Annotated in this window: 19 protein-coding genes; 16 read left to right on the top strand and 3 right to left on the bottom strand. The window is 30.0% G+C overall.

The window, feature by feature from the left end; genetic code table 11:
* Positions 1–122 precede the first annotated feature (122 nt).
* The 3 genes from L3B96_RS26270 to L3B96_RS26260 form a co-directional block, all read right to left on the bottom strand.
* Positions 123–878, bottom strand: coding sequence for a TIGR03943 family protein (locus L3B96_RS26270; RefSeq protein ID WP_238948982.1), 756 nt, complete (start codon positions 876–878; stop codon positions 123–125).
* A gap of 77 nt (positions 879–955) precedes the next feature.
* Positions 956–2,560, bottom strand: coding sequence for a permease (locus L3B96_RS26265; protein ID WP_238898744.1), 1,605 nt, complete (start codon positions 2,558–2,560; stop codon positions 956–958).
* A gap of 419 nt (positions 2,561–2,979) precedes the next feature.
* Entirely contained in the window at positions 2,980–3,855 is an 876-nt protein-coding gene (locus L3B96_RS26260; protein WP_012060815.1) for an AraC family transcriptional regulator, read from the bottom strand.
* A 338-nt stretch (positions 3,856–4,193) separates the two neighbouring features.
* Between L3B96_RS26260 and L3B96_RS26255 the strand changes: the two genes are divergently transcribed.
* The 16 genes from L3B96_RS26255 (at position 4,194) to fsa (ending at position 25,555) form a co-directional block, all read left to right on the top strand.
* Positions 4,194–4,868 (top strand): GntR family transcriptional regulator, encoded by a 675-nt coding sequence (locus L3B96_RS26255; protein WP_017209803.1) that lies wholly within the window; start codon positions 4,194–4,196, stop codon positions 4,866–4,868.
* A 179-nt stretch (positions 4,869–5,047) separates the two neighbouring features.
* Entirely contained in the window at positions 5,048–6,109 is a 1,062-nt protein-coding gene (uxuA, locus tag L3B96_RS26250) for a mannonate dehydratase (protein WP_238898743.1), read from the top strand.
* Between the two features lie 122 nt (positions 6,110–6,231).
* Positions 6,232–7,845 carry a mannitol dehydrogenase family protein gene (locus L3B96_RS26245; RefSeq protein ID WP_238948981.1) on the top strand — a complete coding sequence of 538 codons (1,614 nt, stop codon included), beginning with the start codon at positions 6,232–6,234 and terminating at the stop codon, positions 7,843–7,845.
* Between the two features lie 369 nt (positions 7,846–8,214).
* On the top strand, positions 8,215–9,618 hold the full coding sequence (gene uxaC / locus L3B96_RS26240) for a glucuronate isomerase (protein ID WP_238898739.1): 1,404 nt from the start codon (positions 8,215–8,217) through the stop codon (positions 9,616–9,618).
* Between the two features lie 49 nt (positions 9,619–9,667).
* Positions 9,668–11,197, top strand: coding sequence for an MFS transporter (locus L3B96_RS26235; RefSeq protein ID WP_012060810.1), 1,530 nt, complete (start codon positions 9,668–9,670; stop codon positions 11,195–11,197).
* A gap of 182 nt (positions 11,198–11,379) precedes the next feature.
* Positions 11,380–13,890 (top strand): TIM-barrel domain-containing protein, encoded by a 2,511-nt coding sequence (locus tag L3B96_RS26230; RefSeq protein ID WP_238898736.1) that lies wholly within the window; start codon positions 11,380–11,382, stop codon positions 13,888–13,890.
* A gap of 192 nt (positions 13,891–14,082) precedes the next feature.
* A complete protein-coding gene (locus L3B96_RS26225) occupies positions 14,083–15,024 on the top strand; it encodes an alpha/beta fold hydrolase (RefSeq protein ID WP_238948980.1) in 942 nt (313 codons plus the stop codon).
* Between the two features lie 97 nt (positions 15,025–15,121).
* Positions 15,122–17,611 (top strand): TIM-barrel domain-containing protein, encoded by a 2,490-nt coding sequence (locus L3B96_RS26220; protein ID WP_238898732.1) that lies wholly within the window; start codon positions 15,122–15,124, stop codon positions 17,609–17,611.
* A 324-nt stretch (positions 17,612–17,935) separates the two neighbouring features.
* The gene (locus L3B96_RS26215) at positions 17,936–18,811 is read left to right on the top strand and encodes a Cof-type HAD-IIB family hydrolase (RefSeq protein WP_238898730.1); all 876 of its coding nucleotides are present in this window, start codon (positions 17,936–17,938) and stop codon (positions 18,809–18,811) included.
* A 427-nt stretch (positions 18,812–19,238) separates the two neighbouring features.
* A complete protein-coding gene (locus L3B96_RS26210) occupies positions 19,239–20,525 on the top strand; it encodes an MFS transporter (protein WP_017209794.1) in 1,287 nt (428 codons plus the stop codon).
* Positions 20,526–20,893: 368 nt separating this feature from the next.
* Positions 20,894–21,943 (top strand): LacI family DNA-binding transcriptional regulator, encoded by a 1,050-nt coding sequence (locus L3B96_RS26205; protein WP_023975897.1) that lies wholly within the window; start codon positions 20,894–20,896, stop codon positions 21,941–21,943.
* Between the two features lie 12 nt (positions 21,944–21,955).
* The gene (locus tag L3B96_RS26200; protein WP_238898727.1) at positions 21,956–22,696 is read left to right on the top strand and encodes a sugar phosphate isomerase/epimerase; all 741 of its coding nucleotides are present in this window, start codon (positions 21,956–21,958) and stop codon (positions 22,694–22,696) included.
* 25 nt (positions 22,697–22,721) lie between these two features.
* Positions 22,722–23,687 carry a sugar kinase gene (locus L3B96_RS26195; RefSeq protein ID WP_238898725.1) on the top strand — a complete coding sequence of 322 codons (966 nt, stop codon included), beginning with the start codon at positions 22,722–22,724 and terminating at the stop codon, positions 23,685–23,687.
* 18 nt (positions 23,688–23,705) lie between these two features.
* On the top strand, positions 23,706–24,329 hold the full coding sequence (locus L3B96_RS26190) for an orotidine 5'-phosphate decarboxylase / HUMPS family protein (protein WP_238898723.1): 624 nt from the start codon (positions 23,706–23,708) through the stop codon (positions 24,327–24,329).
* Positions 24,326–24,868, top strand: a complete 543-nt coding sequence (hxlB, locus tag L3B96_RS26185; RefSeq protein ID WP_238898721.1) for a 6-phospho-3-hexuloisomerase — start codon at positions 24,326–24,328, stop codon at positions 24,866–24,868. Before L3B96_RS26190 ends, hxlB begins: the two co-directional genes overlap by 4 nt.
* Before the next feature lie 39 nt (positions 24,869–24,907).
* Entirely contained in the window at positions 24,908–25,555 is a 648-nt protein-coding gene (gene fsa / locus L3B96_RS26180; protein ID WP_023975892.1) for a fructose-6-phosphate aldolase, read from the top strand.
* Positions 25,556–26,165: the final 610 nt, after the last annotated feature.

The following is a 26,165-nucleotide window of genomic DNA, read 5'->3' as shown; positions in this document are numbered from 1 at the left end:
CTCTTTATGCTATAAAACACTAAATGAAAGTGGCATAGTTTATTTTTTTATATAAAGATAATTTTTTAATAGTTATATTTGGCACAGTTTATGACATATTAAATCTAGATAGTTAAGGATTTTTAAAATGGATATAAGTATTCAGTTTTGGGATTAGGATCTTTTTCTATATGTTCGACTACTATAACCGGGTTCACTGCATACTTAACTGTTTCAGTTTTAAGTTTGCCCCTTATTTTTACCCATGTATCCTTACTGTAGATTTCTTGATTATTACTATCGCATTTAATTCCTACAACTTGTAAATCAGCTGCACAACACGCCATTACAAATCTACCCACTAAGAATTCATTATCGTTAAGGGTTGTGTCTTTATAAACAAATCCTGTTATTTCTATTTCTTGTCCATCATAGTTATTTGCGTTCTCTGTAAGTTCATCGAAGGAGTGCAGAAAATTGTTCACATCTACTTCTATAACATTATCTTTAATATATAAATCATCATCATATTTACCCTGTTCAACATTGTTAATCTTTTGGTTTGAGGGATTAGGCTTAGAATTGTCATAAGTTAAATTGGTGCTTAATGATCCGCTAAAATTTGCACTGGTACTTTGCATGAAAAATACCATAACTAAGGGAATGATGAAGACTACATAATTCCTTAACTTGGTATTCTTCTTTTTGGTTCGACGACTGTCTGTAATTAGAAATAACGCAATTGCAAACATTGCTAGCATTCCTAAAATAGCAAATGGAATAATTCTTGGATGTACATACATTATTATTTCATTATTCTTAATTATCTTAAAGTAAAATATCCCAAAACATAGCAATATCAGTATTTTAATAATTATATCTGAACTAATTCTTTTCATATGCTACCTCCTTCAATTAATTTATCTATAATAGCTATGGAATATATGATAATATATTGAGCTATTTTTCAATATTATCAAGCTAATTTGCAGTTAATCAAAATGCTAAATGACACTAAAATAATAGTAAATATTAATTTTATTACAAATTTCTTTTTAAAGCTTCCAAAAAGCATCATTGTATTTTTTACATCTAACATGGGTCCAACTACTAAAAATCCAAGTATAGAGCTTATTGGAAAGGCTCTTAAAAAACCTTTGGCAACAAATGCATCTGAAGTTGAACAAACTGAAAGTAAGAAAGATAATAAAATCATTACAAGAAGAGAAACTCTACTATCATTAGAAATGTAAGTATTGCTACTTATAAATGTCATACTTTGAAAAATACTAGATAAAAAAGTTCCAATAATCATATATTTACCTATATTAAAGAATTCATCTCCTGCATGAACGAATATTGCCTTGACTTTTTGTAGATTACTTTCTGAATAATCCTGTTTACCATCACAAAAACCGCAATCACATGTATCTATATCAGAATTATTTTTTAAAATTTCTTCATCCTTCTTAGTAGTAAACTGCATAATTAAACCTACTAAAACAGAGATTAATATTCCAGCAGCTAACCTGTAAATTACGACAGATACCATACCTGGAAAAGCATAGAGAGTTGCAATAATTGCTATTGGATTTACAATTGGCGCTGCAAGCATAAAAGTAATTCCTGCTGCTATAGGAACATTCTTTTTCATAAGGCCTTTAACCACAGGGATTGTCCCACAATCACATATTGGAAATAATAAACCTGCAAAAGCTGCAATTACACAAGATAAAAAACTATTTTTTGGAAATAGTTTAATAAATGTATCTCTTGATATACAAATTTGAATTATTGAAGATACAAAACTCCCAATAAGAATGAAGGGAAAACCTTGAATTAATATGCTTATAAATACATCATAAAATTTTTTGAATCTATCTAAATACGCACTGGATATTTTAATATTTAATGTTGACATCGTAATCAAAAAAATGAATAAAAATAGTACAAAACCTGAATATAAAAAAGTATTAAAGAATGAAAAACCATGCCTTGTAGTTTTTACATATTCTTTTTTATTTGATATTTTATCATCTGTTATGTATAAATGCCTTAGTATATCAGCAGTCTCATTAATATTTTCAATTTCTTTTTGTATGTTTAAAAGTTCTTTTTTATCTAACTCGACTACATTGTTCAAAATTATAGTTTCACTATTTAAAATATGAGTGCTAATAATACTTTTCATATTTCTGAAATACATATTAAAGCTTGTTGTATCAATAGTACTTATTATGTTATCAATTCTACATATACTCTTTATCTTTTTTGTATTAAATATATTAATTACTTTAGTAGAATCTTTCATACCATTTATTTCGATAAAAATCCTATTCGGAGCATGTTTACTTACGATTTCGGTTATATAACTTTCATCAATTTCTTTATTCTTATCAACATTAATTACTACTATTGGATTTTTATTATTCAAGTCATCCTGTATTTGACAGTCTCCAAATTCATCTTGTATAACAACGATAGCTTCATCTTGTAATTCTTTTCTTTTTAGCATAGAATTTATAAACCTCGTTTTTCCAGAGCCAAGAAATCCAAGAACTATTTCTACATTTGCTTTCATATTTTCACCTCAAAAAAGCCTATTCAAATTATTTACGAATTTTTTATTTTAACAAGTTTTGGTGTACATTTAAATAAATTATATATATCTACACAAAAAATTACAAGAATAGTACTTACATATGCTATTCTTGTAATAAATTATTAATAATGAGTTTGTATCTTGTTCATTTAAAATTTATTAATTAGAAAATTAAGTAAAATCCTTAAAGTATTTCGTTGATGTACATATGTTGCAATTAGTTCTCTACATTATATGCCTTGTCCAGTTATTCTCTAATCATATAGATTTTAGCACGGTTTTGTTATTAAAAAAGATATATATAAGATAAATTTAAATATGTTATTTCCTTTTTTTAATAGAAAAAGCTATTGAAATATTTATTATAAAACTATATATCATAAAATTTCTAATGTTTATTATTTCTTCAAATTAGATTCAACCATAAGTTCATAGAATTGTTTAGGGGAAATGCTGTATTCATTCTTAAAGGCTCTAAAAAAATTTGAGTAATCACCAAATCCAGATTGTTTGTAAACGCTATTTATCGGATGATTTTTAAGAATTAATTCTTTAGCTTGTATTAATTTTTTTTGTACGATATACCTATGGATTGTAGTACCAGTATACTTTTTGAATTCTCTAGATAAATGGAATTTACTAAGATAAAATTCTTTAGAAAGCTCATCAATTGTAAGTTCTTCATTAATATGATTATTAATATATTCAACTATTCCATCAATTAAGCTGCTCTTCGTCACATCAATGTCAAAATCAGATTTATGACTTAAAACAAGATTATTTAACTGTATTATAAGTTCTATAATATAGGCTTTATATAGCAAATCTTTACCTAAGCCTTTGTAGTTTTCAAGTTCAAGTAGCTTGCTAAGTTGTGCCCTTACATTCTGCTGAATTTGAAAATCAGCTCTTATAACATTTGATTTCTCTATGTTTTCAAAGCACTGTGTAAGGTCCGTTTCTGGCGTTGACAATTCATGTAGAAAAGATTTGTTGATCCAGAGTACAATACGCTCATAAGGCACTTTCATGCTATTAATAACAGCTCGGTGTAGTTCTCTTGTATTAATTAATACTATGTCACCTGATTTTAGATTGTATGACTTACCTTCTATCAAATATGTAACATCTCCAGAAAGGTATAGATAAAACTCATAAAAGTCATGATTGTGTAGGTATTGAAATGGCACATCAGTATTTAAGAAGTGAAAGATTTCGTAGTCACTGGAAAGCATATGTTTGCGTGTAAAAAACTCATGTATTTTTCTTTTCATTGATATCACCTCTTCGACGAATTGTATAAATTGCGATAAAATTACTGAATTATTAAACAATTAAACGTTTTAAATTGCGAAAGAGATTATTTGAATAAGTGATTTTTAATAAAACTGAGATACATTATATTTTACTATAGCAATTTTTGCAAGTTTTGAAGCAATTAAAACATATTGTTTATGTATTTATATAGCTATAATTTAATCATAGCAATTAGGGAAAAGCAAGTGAAAAAATTTACTATACAAGTCTTTGTAAACGATTCTTAGATAGTGAGACTATACTCATAATTACCATACAAGTATGGTAAAACACGTCAATGGGAGAGAATATAAGTATGACTTTTAAAATAAGCAAGAATTCTACGAGTAAGGTTATATATCATAATCTCAGAGAAGAAATTATTAATCTATATCTTGAGCCTGGTACAAGCATTTCTGAAAAAGAACTTTCTGAAAAATATAGAGTGAGCAGAACTCCAGTCAGAGAAGCTCTTGTCCGTTTAGCTCAAGAAGGCTTAGTGCAAATTTATCCTCAAAAAGGTACAGTTGTTTCATTAATTGATTTATCTGCTGTTGAAGAAGAAAGATTTTTACGTGAGCATTTAGAAAGAGCTGTAGTAAAAGAAGCCTGTATGGAATTTCCAAAAGAAAATATATTGGCTTTGGAAATGAATTTAAAGTTTCAAAAAATGTATATAGAAAATAACGACTATAAAAAATTATTTAATACGGACGAGGAATTTCACAAGATAATTTTTGAAGGATGTAGCAAAAAGAGGATATGGAATAGTATTAATGATGGAAGTACCGAATTTCAAAGAATTCGTGTATTAAGATTAACAGTTAATTCTAGTTGGGATAATATCTATCTTCAGCACAAAGAAATATTTAATGCTATAAAAAATAAAAATCCAGAGATGGCAGAAGAATTCATGAAGAAGCATTTAAATATGGTCATCTTTGATAAAACACAAGTAAGAGAAAGTTATCCTAATTATTTCAAAGATTAGGGTTATACAACACACTTAAATATTAGATGCCATGATATTAAAATCATCTGATATTAAAATAAATTTTCAATTTAGGGAGGTGAGGCCTATATAGAGCATTCAATTTAAACTCTTTATATGCTGGCAAAAAAACTATACGGTAAAACCAAATTAGATAGAATGACAGGAGGTATATTATTATGAAAATGGGTTTCAGATGGTATGGTGAAGGTAACGATACCGTAACACTTGAGCAAATTAAACAGATTCCCGGTGTAGAAACGATTGTTTGGGCTCTTCATGATATGGCAGCTGGTGATGAATGGCCGATGGAAAAAATTCTTGAAGTGAAGAAATCAGCTGATAAATATGGATTTAATTTAGATGTTGTTGAAAGTGTTAATGTTCATGAGGACATTAAATTAGGACTTCCAACTAGAGATAAATATATTGAAAATTACAAAAAGACAATAGAGAAACTAGCCAAGGTTGGCGTAAAAGTAATTTGCTATAACTTTATGCCGGTATTCGATTGGTTGAGAACTGACTTGTACAAAAAAACAGAAGATGGTTCAACAGCTCTTTTCTATGAAAAAGCAAGGATTACAGATATAGATCCAATGGAGTTGGTTAACAAGATAGCATCAAATCCAGATCTTACAATGCCAGGTTGGGAGCCAGAAAGATTAAAGAATCTGACACAACTTTTTGAAGCATATAAAAATGTTACAGAAGAAGATTTATGGAATAACTTGAAATATTTCTTAGAGCAAATTATTCCTGTAGCTGAAATCAATGATATTAAGATGGCAGTTCATCCGGATGATCCACCTTGGTCAATATTTGGTTTACCAAGGATAGTTAAAAGTAGAAACGACTTAGCAAGATTATTAAAGCTTGTTGATAGTCCATATAACTGCCTTACTCTTTGTAGCGGTGCTATAGGCTCAAATACTAATAACGATGTGCCAGCAATGATAAGAGAATTTGGAAACAGAATTGCCTTTGCTCATATTAGAAATGTAAAGATTTATGAAAATGGTGATTTTATTGAAACATCTCATAGAACTTGTGATGGCTCATTAGATATATGTGACATAGTAAAAGCTTACCATGAATTTGGATTTACTGGATATGCGAGACCAGATCATGGAAGACATATATGGAATGAGCAGTGTAGACCAGGTTATGGACTTTATGATAGAGCTCTTGGAATTATGTATATCTGGGGAATATGGGATACACTACAAAGAACTAAATAAGGCTTAAGAATAAATAAAATTAGAGATTGCAATAAAATCTTGGATTTATTAATCCTAAGATATAAAAGATAATTAAAATTGGTAATGCTATTAATAGTAGTTTTAAAGAGGTGAAAATAGGAATGAATAATGCCAAATTAATACTAAGCAAAGAAAGTATTAAAAACAGCGAGTTATGGGAAAATGCTGGAATAGAACTTCCAAAGTTTGATCATGATAATATGTCAACTTTAACTAAGGAAAATCCTACTTGGGTGCACTTTGGAGCAGGAAACATATTTAGAGGATTTATAGCAATGCTGCAACAAGAACTTTTAAACAATAAAAAAGTAACTGGAGGTATTGTTGCTGTAGAAGGATATGACTATGAAATAATAGATAAAATTTATGCGCCTCATGATGATTTAAGTTTGTTAGTAATTATGAAACCAGATGGAAGCTTGGAGAAAAAAGTTGTAGGAAGCATAGGAGAAAGCCTAGTTTGTGACTATTCAAGGGGACAAGATTGGAATAGACTGGAAGATATATTTTCAAATCCAGCATTACAAATAGCAAGTTTTACGATAACTGAAAAAGGTTATAGCGTAAAAAATCTATCTAAAGAGGATATAACAGATGGATTAGAACATCCTGTAAGTATTATTGCTAAAGCTACTTCTTTAGCATATGTGAGATATAAGAATGGACAACTTCCAATAGCTTTTGTAAGTATGGACAATTGTTCAAAAAATGGTGAAAAGCTTCATGATGCAATGGAAACAATAGCAAAGAAGTGGACTGAAAATGGATTAGTTGATAAAGGCTTTCTACAATATATCAATGATGATAAAAAGGTATCGTTCCCTTGGAGTATGATAGATAAAATTACGCCTAGACCTTCTCAAAGTGTTAAAGATACTTTAGGAGAAAACGGTTTTGACAGTACTGAGATTATATGCACTAATAAGAATACTTATATTGCACCTTTTGTAAATGCAGAAGGACCACAGTATCTTGTTATAGAAGATGATTTCCCAAATGGACGAATAGCATTAGAAGAGGCTGGAGTATTTTTAACAAACAGAGAAACAGTCGAGAGAGTTGAAAAAATGAAGGTTTGTACTTGTTTAAATCCGCTACACACTTCTTTAGCAGTCTTTGGATTTTTACTTGGATATAATTTAATTGCAGACGAAATGAAAGACCAAACTCTAAAGAAACTAGTTGAAAAGATTGGGTACGACGAAGGAATGCCAGTTGTTGTTGATCCAGGAATATTAAAACCTGAAGATTTTATTAAAGAAGTACTTGAAGTTAGACTTCCGAACCCATATATACCAGATACTCCTCAAAGGATTGCATCAGATACATCTCAAAAGGTTGGTATAAGATTTGGGGAGACAATCAAGGCTTACAGAGATAGAGTAGATTTAGATACTAAAAACCTTAAATACATTCCGCTTGTTATTGCAGGTTGGTGCAGATATTTAATGGGAATAGCTGATGATGGTAATGCAATGGAATTAAGTCCAGATCCATTATTAGATGAACTAAAGAAATATGTAGCTAATATAAAATTAGGAACTATAGAACAATTAGGAGATACTCTAAAACCGATACTAATGAATGAAGAAATTTTTGGCGTAGATCTTTATGTTATAGGATTAGGAGAAAAAATTGAAGGTTATTTCACCGAAATGATTTCTGGAACTGGTGCTGTTAGGTCTACTTTAGAAAAGTACTTAGAATGCAGATAGTTTATGGTGAAATTGAGATATGTAAAAAATAACATTTTTATCATTCCAGTTTATTATATTCTGGCAAATAATATAAACAAAGAATGATAAAAATGCTAAGAAAATTATTAAGAAATACATTATAACACAAATTGCACTAACTAACAATCTTGCTTAGATTATGAAGATTTAAAGAAATATTAGAGTTGGGAACATAATCTAAGTAATGAAAATTTACAAAGATTAGTGTAAAAGAAAACGTTATAGTAGGGTGTTGGATATATAAAGATTACGATAATGTACTCTAATTAGCAGAGTGTGTACCGTTAAAGAAAATCCATTCAATACTTCACAAATATTAAACTTTTATTTGAAAGTAGGATGATGAATTTGAAGAAATTTATGGATGAAAATTTCTTATTATCTAATAAAACAGCTATGGAGTTATATCATAATTATGCAAAGAATATGCCTATTATCGATTATCATTGTCATATTGATCCTAAGGAGATATATGAAAATAAAAAATTTAATAACATAACTGAAGTATGGTTATACGGGGATCACTACAAATGGAGAGCAATGAGATGCAATGGTATAGATGAAAAATATATTACAGGTGATGGCAGTGATTATGATAAATTTTTAGCTTGGGCAAAAACCATACCTATGTCTATAGGAAATCCTCTTTATCATTGGACTCACTTAGAGCTTCAAAGGTTCTTTGGAATATATGAACTGCTTGATGAAGAAACTGCTCCAGCAATTTGGAAAAAAGCAAACGAATTGTTAAGTGGAGAAGGATTTAGAGCAAGAGATTTAATTACAAAATCAAAGGTTGAAACTATATGTACAACTGATGATCCTACTGATACTTTAGAATATCACATTAAGCTTAAAGAAGACGAGAGTTTTAATGTAAATGTTTTACCAACTTTCAGGCCAGATAAAGGAATAGAAATAAACTTAGATGGTTTTGTTTCATGGGTAAAAAAATTAGAAGGAGTATCGGAGATCACTATAAGTAATTATGATGAATTTCTAAATGCATTTGACTCAAGAGTAAGGTACTTCCATTCGGTTGGATGTAGGATAGCAGACCATGGTATAGATGGGACAGTAGTTTATGCAGATACATCAAAAGAAGATGCAGCAGCTATATTTGCTAAAGCCTTAAATGGAGAAGTAGTAAGCCTTGATGAAGAAAAGAAGTACAAAACTTATACATTAACACATGTATTTAAACTTTATCATGAGCTTGGATGGGCTATGCAGCTTCATATAGCTGCGCTAAGGAATAATAATAATAGAATGTTCGAAAAAATAGGCCCTAATACAGGATTTGATTCAATTAATGATGAGAGTATAGCGTACCCATTATCTAGACTTTTAGATTCTGTAGATAAGGAAAATTCCCTTCCTAAAACAATTTTATATACGTTGAATCCAAAGGATAATTATGTTCTTGGAGCTATGATAGGAAATTTTCAGGGAGAGGGGATTCCAGGAAAAATGCAATTCGGTGCAGCTTGGTGGTTTAACGATAATAAAGATGGAATGATTGAACAAATAAAAGTGTTAGCAAATCTTGGATTATTAGGCCGTTTTGTTGGAATGTTAACGGATTCTAGAAGCTTCTTATCATATACAAGACATGAGTATTTTAGAAGAATTGCCTGCAATTTAATCGGAGAATGGGTAGAAAATGGTGAAGTACCAGGAAATATTAAATTGCTAAAAACAGTTGTTGAAGGTATATGCTACAACAATGCAAAGGAATATTTCAATATTTAGATAGAAGATTGCTAATTAAAAATATTAATTAAAGAAAGAGGTAGATTATATGTCTATAAAAGATAAAAAGATTACTTTACCTAGATGTATTGGATATGGATTAGTTGATATAATGGGCGGCGGAGCCTTTACAATAATTGGAGCTTTCTTATTGTTTTTCTATACAACTTATTGTGGACTTACACCTATACAAGGGGCATCTATTGTTGCGGTTGCTCGTTTTGTAGATGCAATTGCCAGTCTTTTTATAGGGAGTATATCTGATAATTTTTATAAAACTAAGCTTGGAAAGATATTTGGAAGACGTCGTTTCTTTTTATTAATTGGAGCGCCATTAATGGCAATTTATGTATTAATATGGACAATAGGAATGAATTACTGGTTTTATTTAAGTTGCTATTTATTATTTGAAATAGTTGCAGCCATGGTATTAATTCCATGGGAAACACTACCGACTGAAATGACAACTAACTACTCTGATAGAACTAAAATTTCTACTTGCAGATTAGTTATTTCTTCTTTAGGTCAGTTCTTAGGGACCTTTGTTCCTGCACAATTGATTGGACATTTTGGCCAAAAGAATCCTTATGCATATTTCTATAATGGATTATTTTTTGCAATATTGTATGCGATTTGTATATTTATAACATATAAAGCGACTTGGGAAAGAGAAATTACACCAGCGATGGAGCAAGAATTATTGGCTGCATCTCAATCTAAAGGGAATAGGAATTTTAGTGATTACTTAAAAGTGCTTGGGGAATATGCATCTACATTTAAGCTAAAAAGTTTCAGGAAACATTTAGGACTTTATTTATTATCGTTTACTGCTGGGGATATATTTAATGCTGTATTTTTATTTTTCTGTGTTTATAATTTAAAGGTTTCATCATCTTTTGGTGCATATTTGCTTTCATTTAGCATTATTGGTATACCAGGAACAATTATAGGTGGAATTTTATTTTTAAAACTTGGACCTACTAAATTATATAAGATTACGTATACATTTATGATATTAAGTGTACTAGCATATTATGGAGTTTATTTAGCTGATCCTGAAGCTAAGACTGCTATTTTACTTGGAATATCTATAGTTTACTTTGCATTTAGATCCTTGGCGGTTCTAACTCCTTGGACAGTGTTCCCATTTATTCCTGATGTTGATGAAATTGTTTCGATGAAAAGAAGAGAGGGACTTTTTGCAGCAGTTATGACTTTTACTAGAAAGAGCACTGTAGCCATTGCTACATTTTTAATCGGTGTTGTGTTGCAAGAAGGAGGATTTGTTAAAGGTCAAGAGGTTCAATCTCCTCAAACAGTACAGATTATTGGATATGTTTTACTTATTGGATGTGTTGGTTTGTTTGCATTATCATTAATACTTGCATTTACTTTTAAGCTTAATAAAGAAACTCATCAGATATTAATAGATGAAGTTGAACGTTTGAAAAATGGTGGTTTAAAAGATGATGTTGACTCAAACACAAAAGAAGTTGTTGAAAGTCTTACTGGATATAAATATGAGGATGTTTGGAAACAGAATTTTACACAAGATAATTTAATGAATAGTATCAGTTAAGTTATTTTGCTACTCTTATAATGTTATATAGATATAGGTTGTTAAATAATTGAGTTTTGACAGTTGTTGAAAAAAATCATAATTGAACAACCTATATAACAAGTTTATAAACGGGCAATCTACGCCTTAATATGTTGTTGATAGATTAATAAGTATAAATTAGTAGTTTAGGAGGAAGTTACATGTTATTAAAGGAATTTATGTCTATAAATAGAATACAGAATGGTTATTTAGTGAAGGGGGATACCGCAGATATAAAAATAATTTTTATGTCAGATGATATTATACGTGTTAGAGCTTCTTTTGATAGAAAGTTTGAGGAAGCATCTTATACATTGGTTACGACTGCATGGGAGGATCGTTTTGATTCTTTACTTGCAGAAGAACGTGAAAGAATAGAAGCATTAGATATTCCTTTTGAAGAAAATGAAAAAGAAATTATATTTTATACAAAAACATTAAAATTAGTACTAGCTAAATCACCATTACATTTTTCTATATATAAATTAAATGGAGAAAAGTTATATAGTGATCTTGCAGATAGAGCTTTTGAATGTGATCAACTAGGAAGAATTTATCATTATAATGAAGTTGATTTACAAAATGATCATTTTTACGGATTTGGTGAAAAGACTGGAAAGTTAGATAAAATGGGTAGAAGAATGCGTATGTCGCCTAAAGATGCAATTGGGCATGATCCTGAATTTGGAGATCCTTTATATAAACATATCCCATTTTATATTAAGTTAAATAACAATAATCATCATGCCATTGGACTTTTCTATCATAATTCCTATGATTCAGTATTTGATATGGGTAATGAAATTAGTGGATACTGGCCTCGTTATAGTTATTATCAAGCTGATGGAGGAGACATTGATCTATTCTTTATCAATGGACCAAAAGTTGAACAAGTCTTAGATAATTACACAAAACTTACAGGAAAGCAGGCAATGCCTCCTAAACAAAGCTTAGGTTATACAGCTTCTACAATGTATTATGCTGAACTTGAAAAAGATTGCGATAAGGAAATATATGAAGTAATTAAAAAGCATTTTGATGAAAAAATGTATATAGACAACTTTAAATTAGCATCTGGGTATTCTTCTGGAGAAGAAGATAATTTAAGATATATTTTCAATTGGAACAAAAAGAGATTTCCGAATTCAGATGAATTTATGGAAAAAATGAATGAAATGGGTCTTAATGTTATACCAAATTTAAAACCAGGGATTTTAGCTAAGCATCCTTATAAAAAAGAATTTGAAGAAAATGATGTATTTATTAAAAATCCAGATGGAAAAGGAGATTATAATGGCCGTTGGTGGGGTGGTGTTGGAAGATTTGTAGATTTTACTAAGCCATCAGGTAGAGAAACGTGGAAGAAGCTACTTAAAGAAAATATTTTAAGCAAAGGAACTATAACCGTTTGGAATGACAACTGTGAATATGATGGAATAGAGGATCGTAATGCTGTATGTGATTTTGATGGAAAACCAGGCACTATGGCGGAACTTAAAATAATGCATTCTAATTTAATGGCTTATGTTGGAAAGCAAGCTGTAGCTGAACTTTATCCAAACCGCCGTCCATATATTATAAACCGTGCTGGATTTGCAGGTATTCAAAGGTATGCACAAACATGGGCAGGAGATAATTTGACAGACTGGCGTACATTAAAATTTAATATAGCAACTATTGTTGGAATGGGGTTATCAGGAGTAGCAAATACAGGTTGTGATATCGGGGGCTTTGCAGGAGGTGCTCCAGAAGGAGAACTATTACTAAGATGGATTCAAAATGGTATATTCCAGCCAAGATTCTGCATTAATTCAGCCAATAATGATAATACTGTTACTCAGCCATGGATGTATGAAGAAAATAATGAATTTGTACGTAATGCATATAGTCAGCGTTATAGAATGTTACCATATCTATATTCTTTAATGTATGAAGCTCATACTACTGGTAAATCGATAATGCGTCCATTACTCATGGAATTCCAAGATGATGTTAATTGTTATGATGATCAATATATGACATTTATGTTTGGGCCATCTGTTTTAGTTGCAAATGTATTGGAAAAGGGAGCGAAGTATAGAAAACTTTACTTGCCAGAAGGCTGTACTTGGTATGATATGAATAACAATATGGCCGCATATAAAGGCGGACAAGAAATAGAAATTCCAGTTACCCTTAACAGCATTCCTATGTTCTTAAGAGGAGATGGAATTTTCATAACAAATGAAGAAGTAAAGCATATTACTACTGATAAGATGAAGACATTAGACATTTTAATAGGAGGAGAAGCAGAAAGAAGCTTCAATTTCTATAATGATGATGGTGTAACTAATGATTTTGAAAAAGGTATATATGAAAATACAGAAATTAATGTAAGCGGTGGAGCACGTAAGAAAATTTCTTTCAAAACAACAGGAAGTTATGAAAGTGGAATATCTGATCTTACAATTAAATTAGTAAGTAAAGATAAAGGTGCATATTGGGCTTCTGTAGATAATGAACAAATACCTCGTTTCTTAAATAAATCATCTTGGGAAAAAGCAGAACAAGGATGGTACTACGAATTATCAGACAGAACAGTATTAGTAAAATGCAAGAAACCAGCAAAGAAAGAATTTGAAATTATAATTTCTTGTGAAAGATTTGATTTAATTGGCATGGGAGACGAATAAGAACTGATACTTAAATCTGGACTTATGCTATGACTAACCGAAAGGACAGCTACTCTGATGTAACACTACACAAAAGAGTACCTATTATTTCTGGTAAAGCATATTTTAAAATGCATAAGTCCAAGCTGTAAGGTATTTATCTAATAATTGAAAAGGTAGTTTAAGAATTTATATAAGCAAAGGAGATTTATTATGGCATTTCAAGAAAAAAGTTTTGAATCATTTAATAAAAGGGATATGGTACAAGCTTGGATTTATACTCCTTTTTGTAAACCAAGGGGAATTATCCAGCTTGTGCATGGTTATCATGAACATTCACGTAGATATATGCACATGATATTAAAATTGAATGACGCAGGGTTTATAGTTGCTGCGGATGATCATGTAGGACATGGAAAAACCGCTTATGTTTCGGACAATTGGAGTGATTGGGGAGATAAAGGTTATATGACAATGGTAGAAGATGAACATTCACTTCGTAAAATTGTTCAAGAAGAATATCCAGATTTACCTTATTTTATGTTTGGGCATAGCATGGGATCGATGGTTGCAAGATGTTATGCTACCATTTATGTAAAAGGAATTGATGGTTTGATTTTATGTGGAACTTCAGGAGTAATTCCAACAGCAAGTTCAGTAATACCTGTTTTTAAAAATTTAATAGATGAAGGTAGAGGAGAAGAAGTTGATCCTTCTTGCTTAGAGATGCTCATGGGATGGATGTGGAAAACAGAACGTTATGAAGAAAATCCTGTTACTTCAAATACATGGGCATGTGGTGATCCTGATGTAAATGCAGACCATGCAAGAGATATATATAGTGATCTTCTAATGCAGCCTAATATACGTTCACTATATTATTTTGCAAATTTAATGAATGATATTGTTGGTGTTAAGTGGGCAGAGAAAGTGCCGACATCAATTAAAGTTTACAATATTGCAGGAGATAAAGATCCAGTTGGTCTGTACGGAGAAGGTGTTTATGCTGTGTCGAATTGGCTTGCAGAAACAGGGCACATGGTAAAGACAAAAGTTTATTCGGGATATCGTCATGAAATACAATATTATTTAGATATTAGAGATGAAGTTGAAGATGGAGTCATAGATTTTGTGAACTGTATTATTGAGAAGTAGATAAGCATTTCTCAATTTGCTAAAATAGTTGATAAGACGAGGCTTATATTGTAAATAGGGTAAAAATTATAAAATAAATATACTAGGAGATAGCATTATGAAGATAAGTAATAAAATTATAAGTCTAAAAAATATTGATAATTATTTAGAAATCACTACTAATGCAGCTAAATATAGAATTATACTTTTAAATGATAATATAGTAAGAGTTCGCTGTACTTTTGATGAGGAGTTTCAAGAAGAAGCATCATATGCTTTAGTTATGACAGCTTGGAAAGATAAAATGGACAAGTTATTAAAAGATGAAAGAAAACAAGTAGAAGCAATTAGCAGTAGTTATGAAGATTTAGGTAATTATATTGTATTAGCTACAAAAAGTTTAAATATAAATATTTATAAAGAACCTTTTGGAGTAGAGATTACAGATAAGCAAGGGAATATACTACATTCAGATTTAAAAGAAAAATCATATGTAAAAGATAGATTAGGAAGACTTTATCATTATTCATGTATGGATGATGAAGATTATTTTTATGGATTTGGGGAAAAGGCTGGGTATTTAAATAAGAAAAAGAGAAGAATGAGAATGCATAATGTAGATACTATAGGTTATGATTCAGAACATACAGATCCATTATATAAGCATATACCTTTTTATATAAAATTTAATAATAAAAATAGCATAGCTAGCGGAATATTCTATAACAATTCTTATGATTCTACTTTTGATATGGGATGTGAAAGAAGTGGATATTGGAATAAATACAGTTATTTCTGTGCTGATGGTGGAGAATTAGATGCATTTTTCATTTATGGACCTAAAATCAAAGATGTGGTAAGAAATTATACTGATTTAACAGGAAAAACTGCAATGTCTACAAAGTATTCTTTAGGATATATGGGATCAACTATGTATTACACAGAATTAGATAAAGATTCAGATAAAGCTATCTTACGATTTTTAGATAGATGTAAAGAAGAAGGAATCCCTTGTGATGGTTTCTTTATGTCATCAGGATATACTACAGGGAAAGATGGAAAAAGATATGTATTCAATTGGAATTATGATAGATTCAAAAACCCTGAAGATTTTGTAAGACAAGTGAAGGAAAAAGGGGCTTGTGTGGCACCTAACATAAAACCAGGTATGTTAATTTCTAATCCGCTATACAAAGAATTTGATGAAGCCGGGGCTTATATAAAGGATGACGAAGGAGAAAAATCTCAAACAGATAGATATTGGGGAGGTCAAGCTTCTTTTGTAGATTTTACAAATCCTAAGGGAAGAGAATTATGGAAAAAGCATTTAAAAGAATCTTTAGTTTCACTAGGAATCACATCTATATGGAATGATAACAATGAGTATGAAATAAATAATACGGAAGCAATTTGTCATTTCGAGGGCATGAAGAAAGAAATAAGTGGTTTAAGACCAATAATGCCAAATTTAATGGCACTTATGGCAAAGGAAACAGTCGCAGAAGTTTATCCAAATATAAGACCATATATAGTGAATAGGGCTGGATTTGCAGGGATTCAACGTTATGCTCAAACATGGGCTGGAGATAATAATACAAGCTGGAAGAGTTTAAAATTCAATATTCCAGTAATGCTTGGAATGGGACTTTCAGGAGTTGCAAATCAAGGCTGTGACATAGGAGGATTTTTTGGACCAGCACCTGAGCCAGAGCTATTTGTAAGATGGGTTCAAAACGGAATATTCCAACCAAGGTTTTCAGTTCATTCTTGTAATACTGATAATACTGTTACAGAACCATGGATGTATCCATCTTATACAAAATATATAAAAGAAGCTATAAAACTTAGATATAAATTAGTACCATACTTATATTCATTGTTATTTGAAGCATCTAAAGAAGGATCACCAATTATGAGGCCTTTAATATATGAATTCCAAGATGATAAAAAATTACTTGAGGAAAGCTTTGATTTTATGCTTGGAAGTTCTATTTTGATTGCAAACGTCCTAGAAAAAGGTGCAAAAACAAGAAAAGTATATTTACCTGAAGGAGCTGCTTGGTTTGATTGGGATACAAAACAGACATATGAAGGTGGACAGACGATTGAAGTTGAAGTTTCATTAAACTCAATTCCTATGTTCTTTAGAAGTGGAGCAATAATTCCAATTGCTGAAGGCTTAACTAATATTAATAATGATTCAATAGAAACACTTAAGCTTCTAATAGAGCCATCAGAGGAATCAAGCTTTGTATTATATGAAGACGATGGTGTAACTAATAACTACAAAAATGGTGAATACTTAAAGACGTTAATATCAGTGAAGAGAGAAAATAGTGTTAAAATTGCATTTGAAAAAGAAGGCGGATATGACAAGCAGCCTAAAGAAATTAATATAGATTTAATATGTAAGGATATAGCTCCAGTTCAAGTTAACTTAAGAGATAAAAAGCTTGCCATGTTCCTAGATATAAAAGAATGGGAATTAAGCGAAGAAGGTTGGTATTTTGATATAGAACAAAAAACAACTAAAATAAAATATAAGAACATAAATGAAAATTATGATCTTAATGTTAATTTTAGCGTTAAAGATTTAATTTCTATATAAATTGCAATATGCACAGTTATATGTAAATATACATGAGAAAAAAGTATGATATAGATGCGTTCATCTTACTTAAGATAGTTTATGTTTGTAAGAAATTATGGCACTAGTTATAATAAAATAAATGAAAAAATAATATAAATAAATAGAAGAGAATAAAATTAATAATTAATTCTATTTAGAATTTGAGGCTAGAGAAGAAGTATCTTTAGCCTTATTTTTTTTGTATTATAGTATATAATAGAAATTATAGGTAAATATTTTACAAGAAAATTTTGAGTAAATACATGTTGTAGAATATATAAACGAGTATGGAGGGATTAAGGGATGATAAAACTTATTGCAGCTGATATGGATGGAACACTGCTTAATAGCAATCATAAGATATCAAAGGAAAATATAGAAGCTATAAAAGTGGCTGAGAAAATGGGAGTGAAATTTGCAATTTCTACTGGAAGAATGTATGAAGATGTTAAACCCCTACTTGATGAATCTAATTTAAAATGTCAATGTGTCGTTCTAAATGGCGGAGAATACATAGATGAGAATGGAAAGGTATTAGAAGGAATTTACATTGATATTAAGCAAGCAAGAGAAATTATAGATATGATATTAAAGGAAAAAATTATAGCTGAAATTTATACTAATGATGGATTATATAGTGTGAATACAAGAGAGGAAGCATTAACTGAAGTTGCATACAGAATTATGGTATTCGACCCAGAAACAACTTTTGAAGATGCTATGGAAATGGCTAAAAATCATCCTCATTTTATTAATTTAAAATATGTTAAAGATATAAACGATTTTTTGAATAGTAATGTTAAGATAGGAAAATTTGTTGCATTTTATAACGATGAAGAGACAACTAAAAAGGTAAAGAACAAATTGGAATCAATAGGGGAACTTGCTATAGCATCAACTTTTACTAAAAATATAGAAATAAATAATAAAAATGCACAAAAGGGATTAATATTAGCAAGAGTTGCGGAAAAAATGGGGATAAAAAGAGATGAAGTAATGGTTATTGGGGATAGTTTTAATGATTACTCAATGTTTACTGAATTTACTGAATCCGTTGCTATGGAAAATGCAGTACCGGAAATAAAAGAAATAGCCAAGTATATAACTGATACCAATGACAATGCTGGAGTTGCTAAAGCTATTTATAAGGCTTTGAATTTAGAGAACAAAAAATATTAAAAGTAAATTTATATAATTTGTATGGAGAATATTAAACCGCTATGTTCTGGAATAAAGCCTTCTAGAACTATAGTGGCTTTTTTATTATACAGATAATTGATTTTAACTTTTTATAAATACTACTTGACATCTTTTGGTGAAAGCGTTAACATTATATTAAGTTTGGAAACCGGTTAACTAAAACGATAAACTAAAGCTAAAGCATAAAAAATATTGAAATTTAAACTTAAGTTTAAAAAGTCAAAAATATTTGAAGTAGCGTAATAAGCATAGGGGGAATGTAAGAAGATAATCGATATTATTATAAACTCGCTGAAGGAATAATAAATTTTATAAATTGAACAAATGATTGGCACAATAAAGCTAAAATTGTTTTTAATTATTAAATTATATGGAAATTAAAATGATTATTATGGGAGGATATGAAATGGATAAATCAAGTATTCAATTAACTTCTAAAAGGTGGAAAAGATTAATACCAGTAGCATTTATTACTTATAGCCTAGCTTACTTGGATCGTGCAAATTATAGTTTTGGTGTTGCAGGAGGTATGGGTGAATCTTTGCATATTACAGCATCGATAGCATCACTTCTATCCGCCTTATTTTTCTTAGGATATTTCTTTTTTCAAGTACCAGCAGCATGGTTTGCAGAAAAGAAAAGTGCTAAAAAATTAGTTTTTTGGAGTTTAATATTCTGGGGGATATTAGCTGCTTCAAATGGCTTGATAACGAATGTAAAAGTTTTAATGGTTACTAGATTCATACTTGGAATAATTGAAAGTGCTGTTATGCCAGCTATGTTGATTTTTTTAAGTAATTGGTTTACAAAAAAAGAACGTTCAAGAGCAAATACATTTCTAATTTTAGGTAATCCAGCTACTGTTTTATGGATGTCTATTGTATCAGGATATTTAGTAAATTCTGTAGGATGGAGATGGATGTTTATACTTGAAGGAATACCACCAATTTTATGGGCGTTCTTCTGGTTGAAACTTTCAGATAATAAACCAAAGGAAGCAAAATGGTTAACTGAACAGGAAAAGAAAGATATTGATATGGTGATGGAAGAAGAACAAAAAGGCATAAAACCAGTAAAAAATTATAGAGAAGCATTTAAATCACCTAAGGTAATAATTTTATCATTTCAATATTTTTTCTGGAGTATAGGTGTTTACGGTTTTGTAATGTGGTTACCATCTATTCTAAAGGCAAGTCCTCAAATTAGCATTGTTTCAGCCGGTTGGCTATCATCATTGCCATATGCTTTAGCAGTAGTATTGATGTTAGTATCGTCTTATTATTCAGATCGTACCGGAAATAGAAAGACATTTGTTTGGGCATACTTATTAATAGGTACATTTGCATTTTTTGGTTCATATTTAATTGGGACTTCAAACTTTTGGCTATCATATATTTTACTTGTAATTGCAGGAGGGGTTATGTATGCACCTTATGGTCCGTTTTTTGCAATAATTACAGAAATATTACCTAAGAATGTATCTGGAGGAGCAAGTGCCTTAATCAATAGTATGGGTGCACTAGGATCATTTGCAGGCTCATATGTCGTAGGATATTTGAATGGTATAACAGGCTCAGTAGATGCATCATATATATTTATGTCAGGGTCACTTTTATTATCAGTATTTCTAATGATTGCGGTTAAAACTTCTAAGGCATCGAATAAAATAGAAAATGCAGTAGAGGTTTCATAAATTAGTAATTCATTAGGTTATTGAATTTATAGTATAAAAAGAATCTTATATAAACTAGACCTAATATTTAAGAGATAGAGGTAAGTCTTTTATTTAAAGTTTTTGTAAAGGATATCTAGAATAATAAACTTAATCAGATTAATATATAAATGATCGTGTAATGGCTTGACATTTTTTGGTGAAAGTCTTAACATTATATTGTCACTTTAGAAACCGGTAAACTAATAGTGAATATGATTGTTAAAGCGATTTAATCTGATTGAGTTGATTAATAAATATGTTAAAGAAAAATAGAGAATAGTAGCATAAATTATTGAATCTTTGACAGTTAAGATTGATAATAAAAGTATTGAATGGAGGAATAAGTTATGCTGAAAAATTCTACAGATAAACAAAAGAACGTAACAATTGCAGATGTTGCTGCTTATGTAGGAGTCTCTAAGACAACAATATCTAGATATCTAAACAAAAATTTTGAATTTATGTCACAGGAAACTCAAGAAAAAATAGATGAAGCAATTAAAGTATTAAAATATAGGCCAAATCGTATAGCTCAAACACTAAAAGCTAAAAATTCCAATATAATTGGGGTAACAATTGCAGATATAGGAAACCCATTTTCTTCATTACTAATTAAAGGAATAAATGACGTATGTAGAGCAAATAATTATCAGCTACTTGTAACAAATGCTGACAATCTAGCAGAGAGAGAAAGAGAGAACATAGAATCCCTGTTAGATAGCCAAGTTGATGGTTTACTAGTTAATACTACGGGTAATAACTATAAATATTTACAAGAGTTTAAGGATAGTGATAATTTTAAACCAATAGTATTATTGGATAGATTTATAAATCCATTAATTTATGATTCGGTGACAATGAATAATGCAGAGGTAACAAGAAACATATTAGATGAGTTACTAAAGAATGATTATGATCATTATGTATATTTTTCAGAAGACATAAATGGGATAAGTTCAAGAATAGAGAGAAAGAAAGCAATGGAAGAATTTCTATCTAGAAATGCAAATACGTCAGGAGAAACTAATATTATCAAAAAAAATGATATAAATGATATAAAAGAAATAATAGAAAATATTCTAAATAAAAATAAAGATAAAAATATCTGTTTCTTTGCAAATAATGATGAAATTTTAAAGGTTCTTATAGAATGCTTATATGATTTAAATATAAGAATTGGAGCAGATATTGGTATATTTGGTTTTGCTGAGGAGAAATGGGCCCGATTAATTGGTCCAGGAATTACATCAATAGATGAGAACCCATATGAAATGGGAGAAAGAGCAGCTAAGCTACTATTTGAAAGAATAGATGGAAGTAGAAAAGATGATTTTATCTTAGAAGAAATACCGGTTAAAATACATCTAAATTACTCAACAAGAAATATAAAAAAATAAGTGGGGATAGTTATGAATCAACTAGGTATAAATTTATTAGTATTTAAAAATGAATTAGATAAAGGGATAAAACAAGAACAAATATTAGAGCAAATAGAGGCATTAGGTGTTCATATAGCTGAAATAAGAAGAGAATGTCTAAAGAACTTAGCGGAAGAAATTCCGATTATAAATAAATTAGCTAAAGAATTTGGAATAGAATTATATTATTCAGTTCCGGAGAAAGTAGCTTGCGAAAAAAAATTAAATCCAGAGATTAATGTTTATTTTGAGGAAGCAAAACTGATGGGGGCAAGTCACATAAAATTCAATATAGGTGACTTAGTAGAGTTAAGCTTAGATGAAATAAAAAAATTAAGAGATATTATTTATAAATTTGATATTAAAGTAACAATAGAAAATGATCAAACTCCTGAAAATGGAAATTTAAAATGTGTAATAGATGCTATTGATATTATAAACAAAAATTCATTACCAATCGGATATACTTTCGACTTAGGAAATTGGTATTGGCAGAATGAAGATCCTGAAAATGCATTTGATATTTTACGTTCAGCTATTACAGTATTTCATTTAAAAAATATAGAGTTTCTAAATAATAAGCCTACTACAACTTTACTGTCAAAAGGACAAATTAATTGGAAGGCAATTTTAAAGAAGTTATCTAATAATGTACCAGTAATCATCGAATATCCAATTAGAAATGAAGATATACGAGGAGAATTAGAGGAAGTAAGAAAAATTTTGCTATAGATTGGCAACGGAAAGGGTGAAAAAAATGAGTGAGATTATTACAATTGGTGAACCAATGGTAATGTTTTTAGCAGATACTAAAGAACATCTTAGCAACGTAGAACATTTTACAAGGTTAATTGCTGGAGCAGAACTTAATGTGGCTATGGGACTAAGAAGACTTGGACATACAGTTACATATATAAGCCAAGTTGGAGAAGATCCATTTGGGCAATATGTAAAGAAATATCTAGAAAATGAAAATATAGATACAACTTTTGTAAAGGCATATAAAGAAGCACCAACAGGATTTCAATTTAAAAATAGAACTGATGAGGGGGATCCAGAGGTACTATATTTTAGAAAAGGAGCGGCAGCATCAAGAATAACTAAAGATATTTTAAATGAAATAAGTTTTTCAGATGGAAAGGTGCTTCATATCACAGGAATTTTTCCAGCATTAAGCGAAACAACTTTAGAAACAACATTTAAAGCTATAGAAAAAGCTCACGAAAATGGTATGCTTGTTACTTTTGACCCTAATCCAAGGCCCGTATTATGGGAGAGCAAAGAAAAGATGATTCAAGTGACTAATGAGTTAGCATTTAAATCAGATATTGTATTACCTGGTTTCAGCGAAGGAAAATTATTTACAGGAAAAGATTACAAGGAAGAGATTGCTGATTTTTATTTAGACAAAGGTGTAAAAAAGGTAGTTATAAAAATGGGAACTACCGGTTCGTATTCTAGGGAAAAATTAGAAAATGGACAAATAAAAGAAGCTGAATGTCCAAGCTTTGAAGTTCCAGTTTTAGATACAGTAGGAGCAGGAGATGGATTTGCAGCAGGAGTTATTAGCGGAATTTTAGAAAATCTTGAAGATAATAAAATTTTAGAAAGAGGAAACGCTATTGGTGGGATTCAAGTAATGCACCTAAGTGATAATGAGGGATTACCAACAGTAGATGAATTAAATAACTTTTTAAAAAATTATAAAAGAAAAGTTTCATGAGAATTTAAGGAGGATAAAATGAAGTTACAGGTTGCAATAGATAGGGTGTCTTTAGAGAAAGCAGAAAACTTAGTTAAAACTTTTGATGGATTAGCAGATATTATTGAGATTGGAACATCTTTAATAAAAGACTATGGACTTCTTAAATTAAAAGACATAACAAGCCCAAAAAGTAAATCTCAAATACTAGGAGATATAAAAACAAGTGATGAAGGTGCGTATGAATTTGAACAAGGTTTTAAACAAGGATTTGATATCCTGACTGTTATGGGGAGTGCATCACTCGGAACTATAGAAAAATGTTATGAAGTTTCTGAGCAATATAATGGAACAACGATGATAGATTTATTGGAATGTTCAGATGAAAAAATTAATGAAATATCACATTTCAGCAGTGCTATTTATTGCATACATGCATCTATTGACAAAGAAAAGTTAGCTAATCCAGGTGAAACAGTAAAGAGATTTAAAGAACAGTTTCCTTCAATAAAAAGAATTGCGGTTGCAGGAGGAATCACATTAGATTCCATACCAGAATTAAATAAATATAATATAGAACTGGTTATAGTTGGGTCAGCAATAACCAGTGCCGATGATAAGATAGAAAGAATAAAAGAGTTTAGAGGAGTAATGGGGAAATGAGAGTAATAGATCAAATATTAGAAGAAATTAAAGATGTAATAAGCAAAGTTGATGAAGAAGAGATAAAAAAAATAATGGGTGTATTCCAAAAAGAAAGAAAGATTTTTGTAGATGGCGAAGGTCGTAGTGGATTTCAAGCAAAGGGATTTGCAATGCGTTTGATGCATATTGGTTATAATTCTTATGTTATGGGAGAGACAATTACACCAGCTCTAAAAAAGGGAGATATATATGTTGCAATATCAGGTTCTGGGAAAACAAAAAATACATTAAGTAATGCAAAAGCAGCAAAAGATTTAGGCTTAACTATAGTTGGAGTTACAAGTAAAAAGGATTCTCCACTTGCAGAAGTATCAGAGTTTGTACTTGAGGTTCCAGGAAAAACAAAGAATGATACCGGTGTTTCATCAATTCAACTACTAAGTTCATTATTTGATCAATCTGTCCATATAGTATTAGATGATTTGTGTTTATTAATGAGTAGAAGAGATAACTTATCAGATAGTGAAGCAGCAAAAAATCATATAAATGTAGAATAATAGTTTTAAGAATTATAATTAATAAAGGGGTAGATTAAAATGAGATTTTTCTTAGATACAGCAAATGTAGAACACATTAAAGAAGCGAATGAAATGGGAGTAATATGTGGTGTAACAACAAATCCATCATTAATAGCAAAGGAAGGAAGAGACTTCAATGAAGTAATAAAAGAAATTACAGAAATAGTTGATGGACCAATAAGTGGAGAAGTTGTAAGTGAAGATGCTGAAGGAATGATAAAAGAAGGAAGAGAAATTGCAGCAATTCATAAGAATATGATAGTAAAGATTCCAATGACAGCTGAAGGTTTAAAGGCAACTAAAGTATTAGCTAGTGAAGGAATTAAAACAAATGTAACATTAATATTCTCAGCAACTCAGAGCTTACTTGCAGCAAATGCAGGAGCAACATATGTAAGCCCATTCCTTGGAAGAGTAGATGACATCTCAATGATAGGTATGGATTTAGTTAGAGATATAGCAGAAATATTTGCAGTACATGGAATAGAAACAGAAATAATAGCAGCAAGCGTAAGAAATCCAATTCATGTAATAGAAGCAGCAAAAGCAGGAGCAGATATATCAACAGTGCCTTATAGTTTAGTAATGCAAATGCTAAAACACCCATTAACAGATCAAGGATTAGAAAGATTCAAAGCAGACTGGGCAGCAGCATTTGGAAAATAGTCCTTCGAAATAACAAACATATTTTGATTCCGGTTCCTAAGAAATTTTGTTGAGTGCTTCTAAGATTATAAGTTGTACCCAAAATGCTTGTTTCAAAGACAAGCTCTGAACAAGCACATTTGGAACAACTTATAATCAAGAAGCACTACCAACACAATTTCTAATGAACACTCCACAAAATATGTTACTTATTTCTAGTGCAGATATATTTTGAAAATGGAAGAGTAATTTAGAGATATAATTGCTGGATTCTGAAATTAGGAAAGCATAAATGTTTATGGATAAATATTTTGATATAATGCTTTCGCAAAAGCATGACTATCATTTATTCATGTTCAAAATGCTAGAGATAAAAATATATATTCTTAAGAATATAAGAAGTTAAGAATGAAAGAATATAAGAATTTAAGAATATATAAATGAAAACATAAAAGAACTTAAAAAGTAACCAAGAAAAAAAGGTAACAATATAAAAAGGTGTGGTAAAATAGGCACCTTTTGAAAAGTGAATTAAGGATAGCTAAGGTTATTTCAGGCTTGAAATGAATTCGAAGCGCAGCATGGGACTTAATTAGCACAACTAATAACTTATAAAAAAATATGTCTATGA

It is taken from the genome of Clostridium sp. YIM B02569 (assembly GCF_022320765.1).
GTDB classification, from domain to species: Bacteria; Bacillota; Clostridia; order Clostridiales; family Clostridiaceae; genus Clostridium; species Clostridium beijerinckii.
This window is presented reverse-complemented; position numbering and strand designations above follow the sequence as displayed.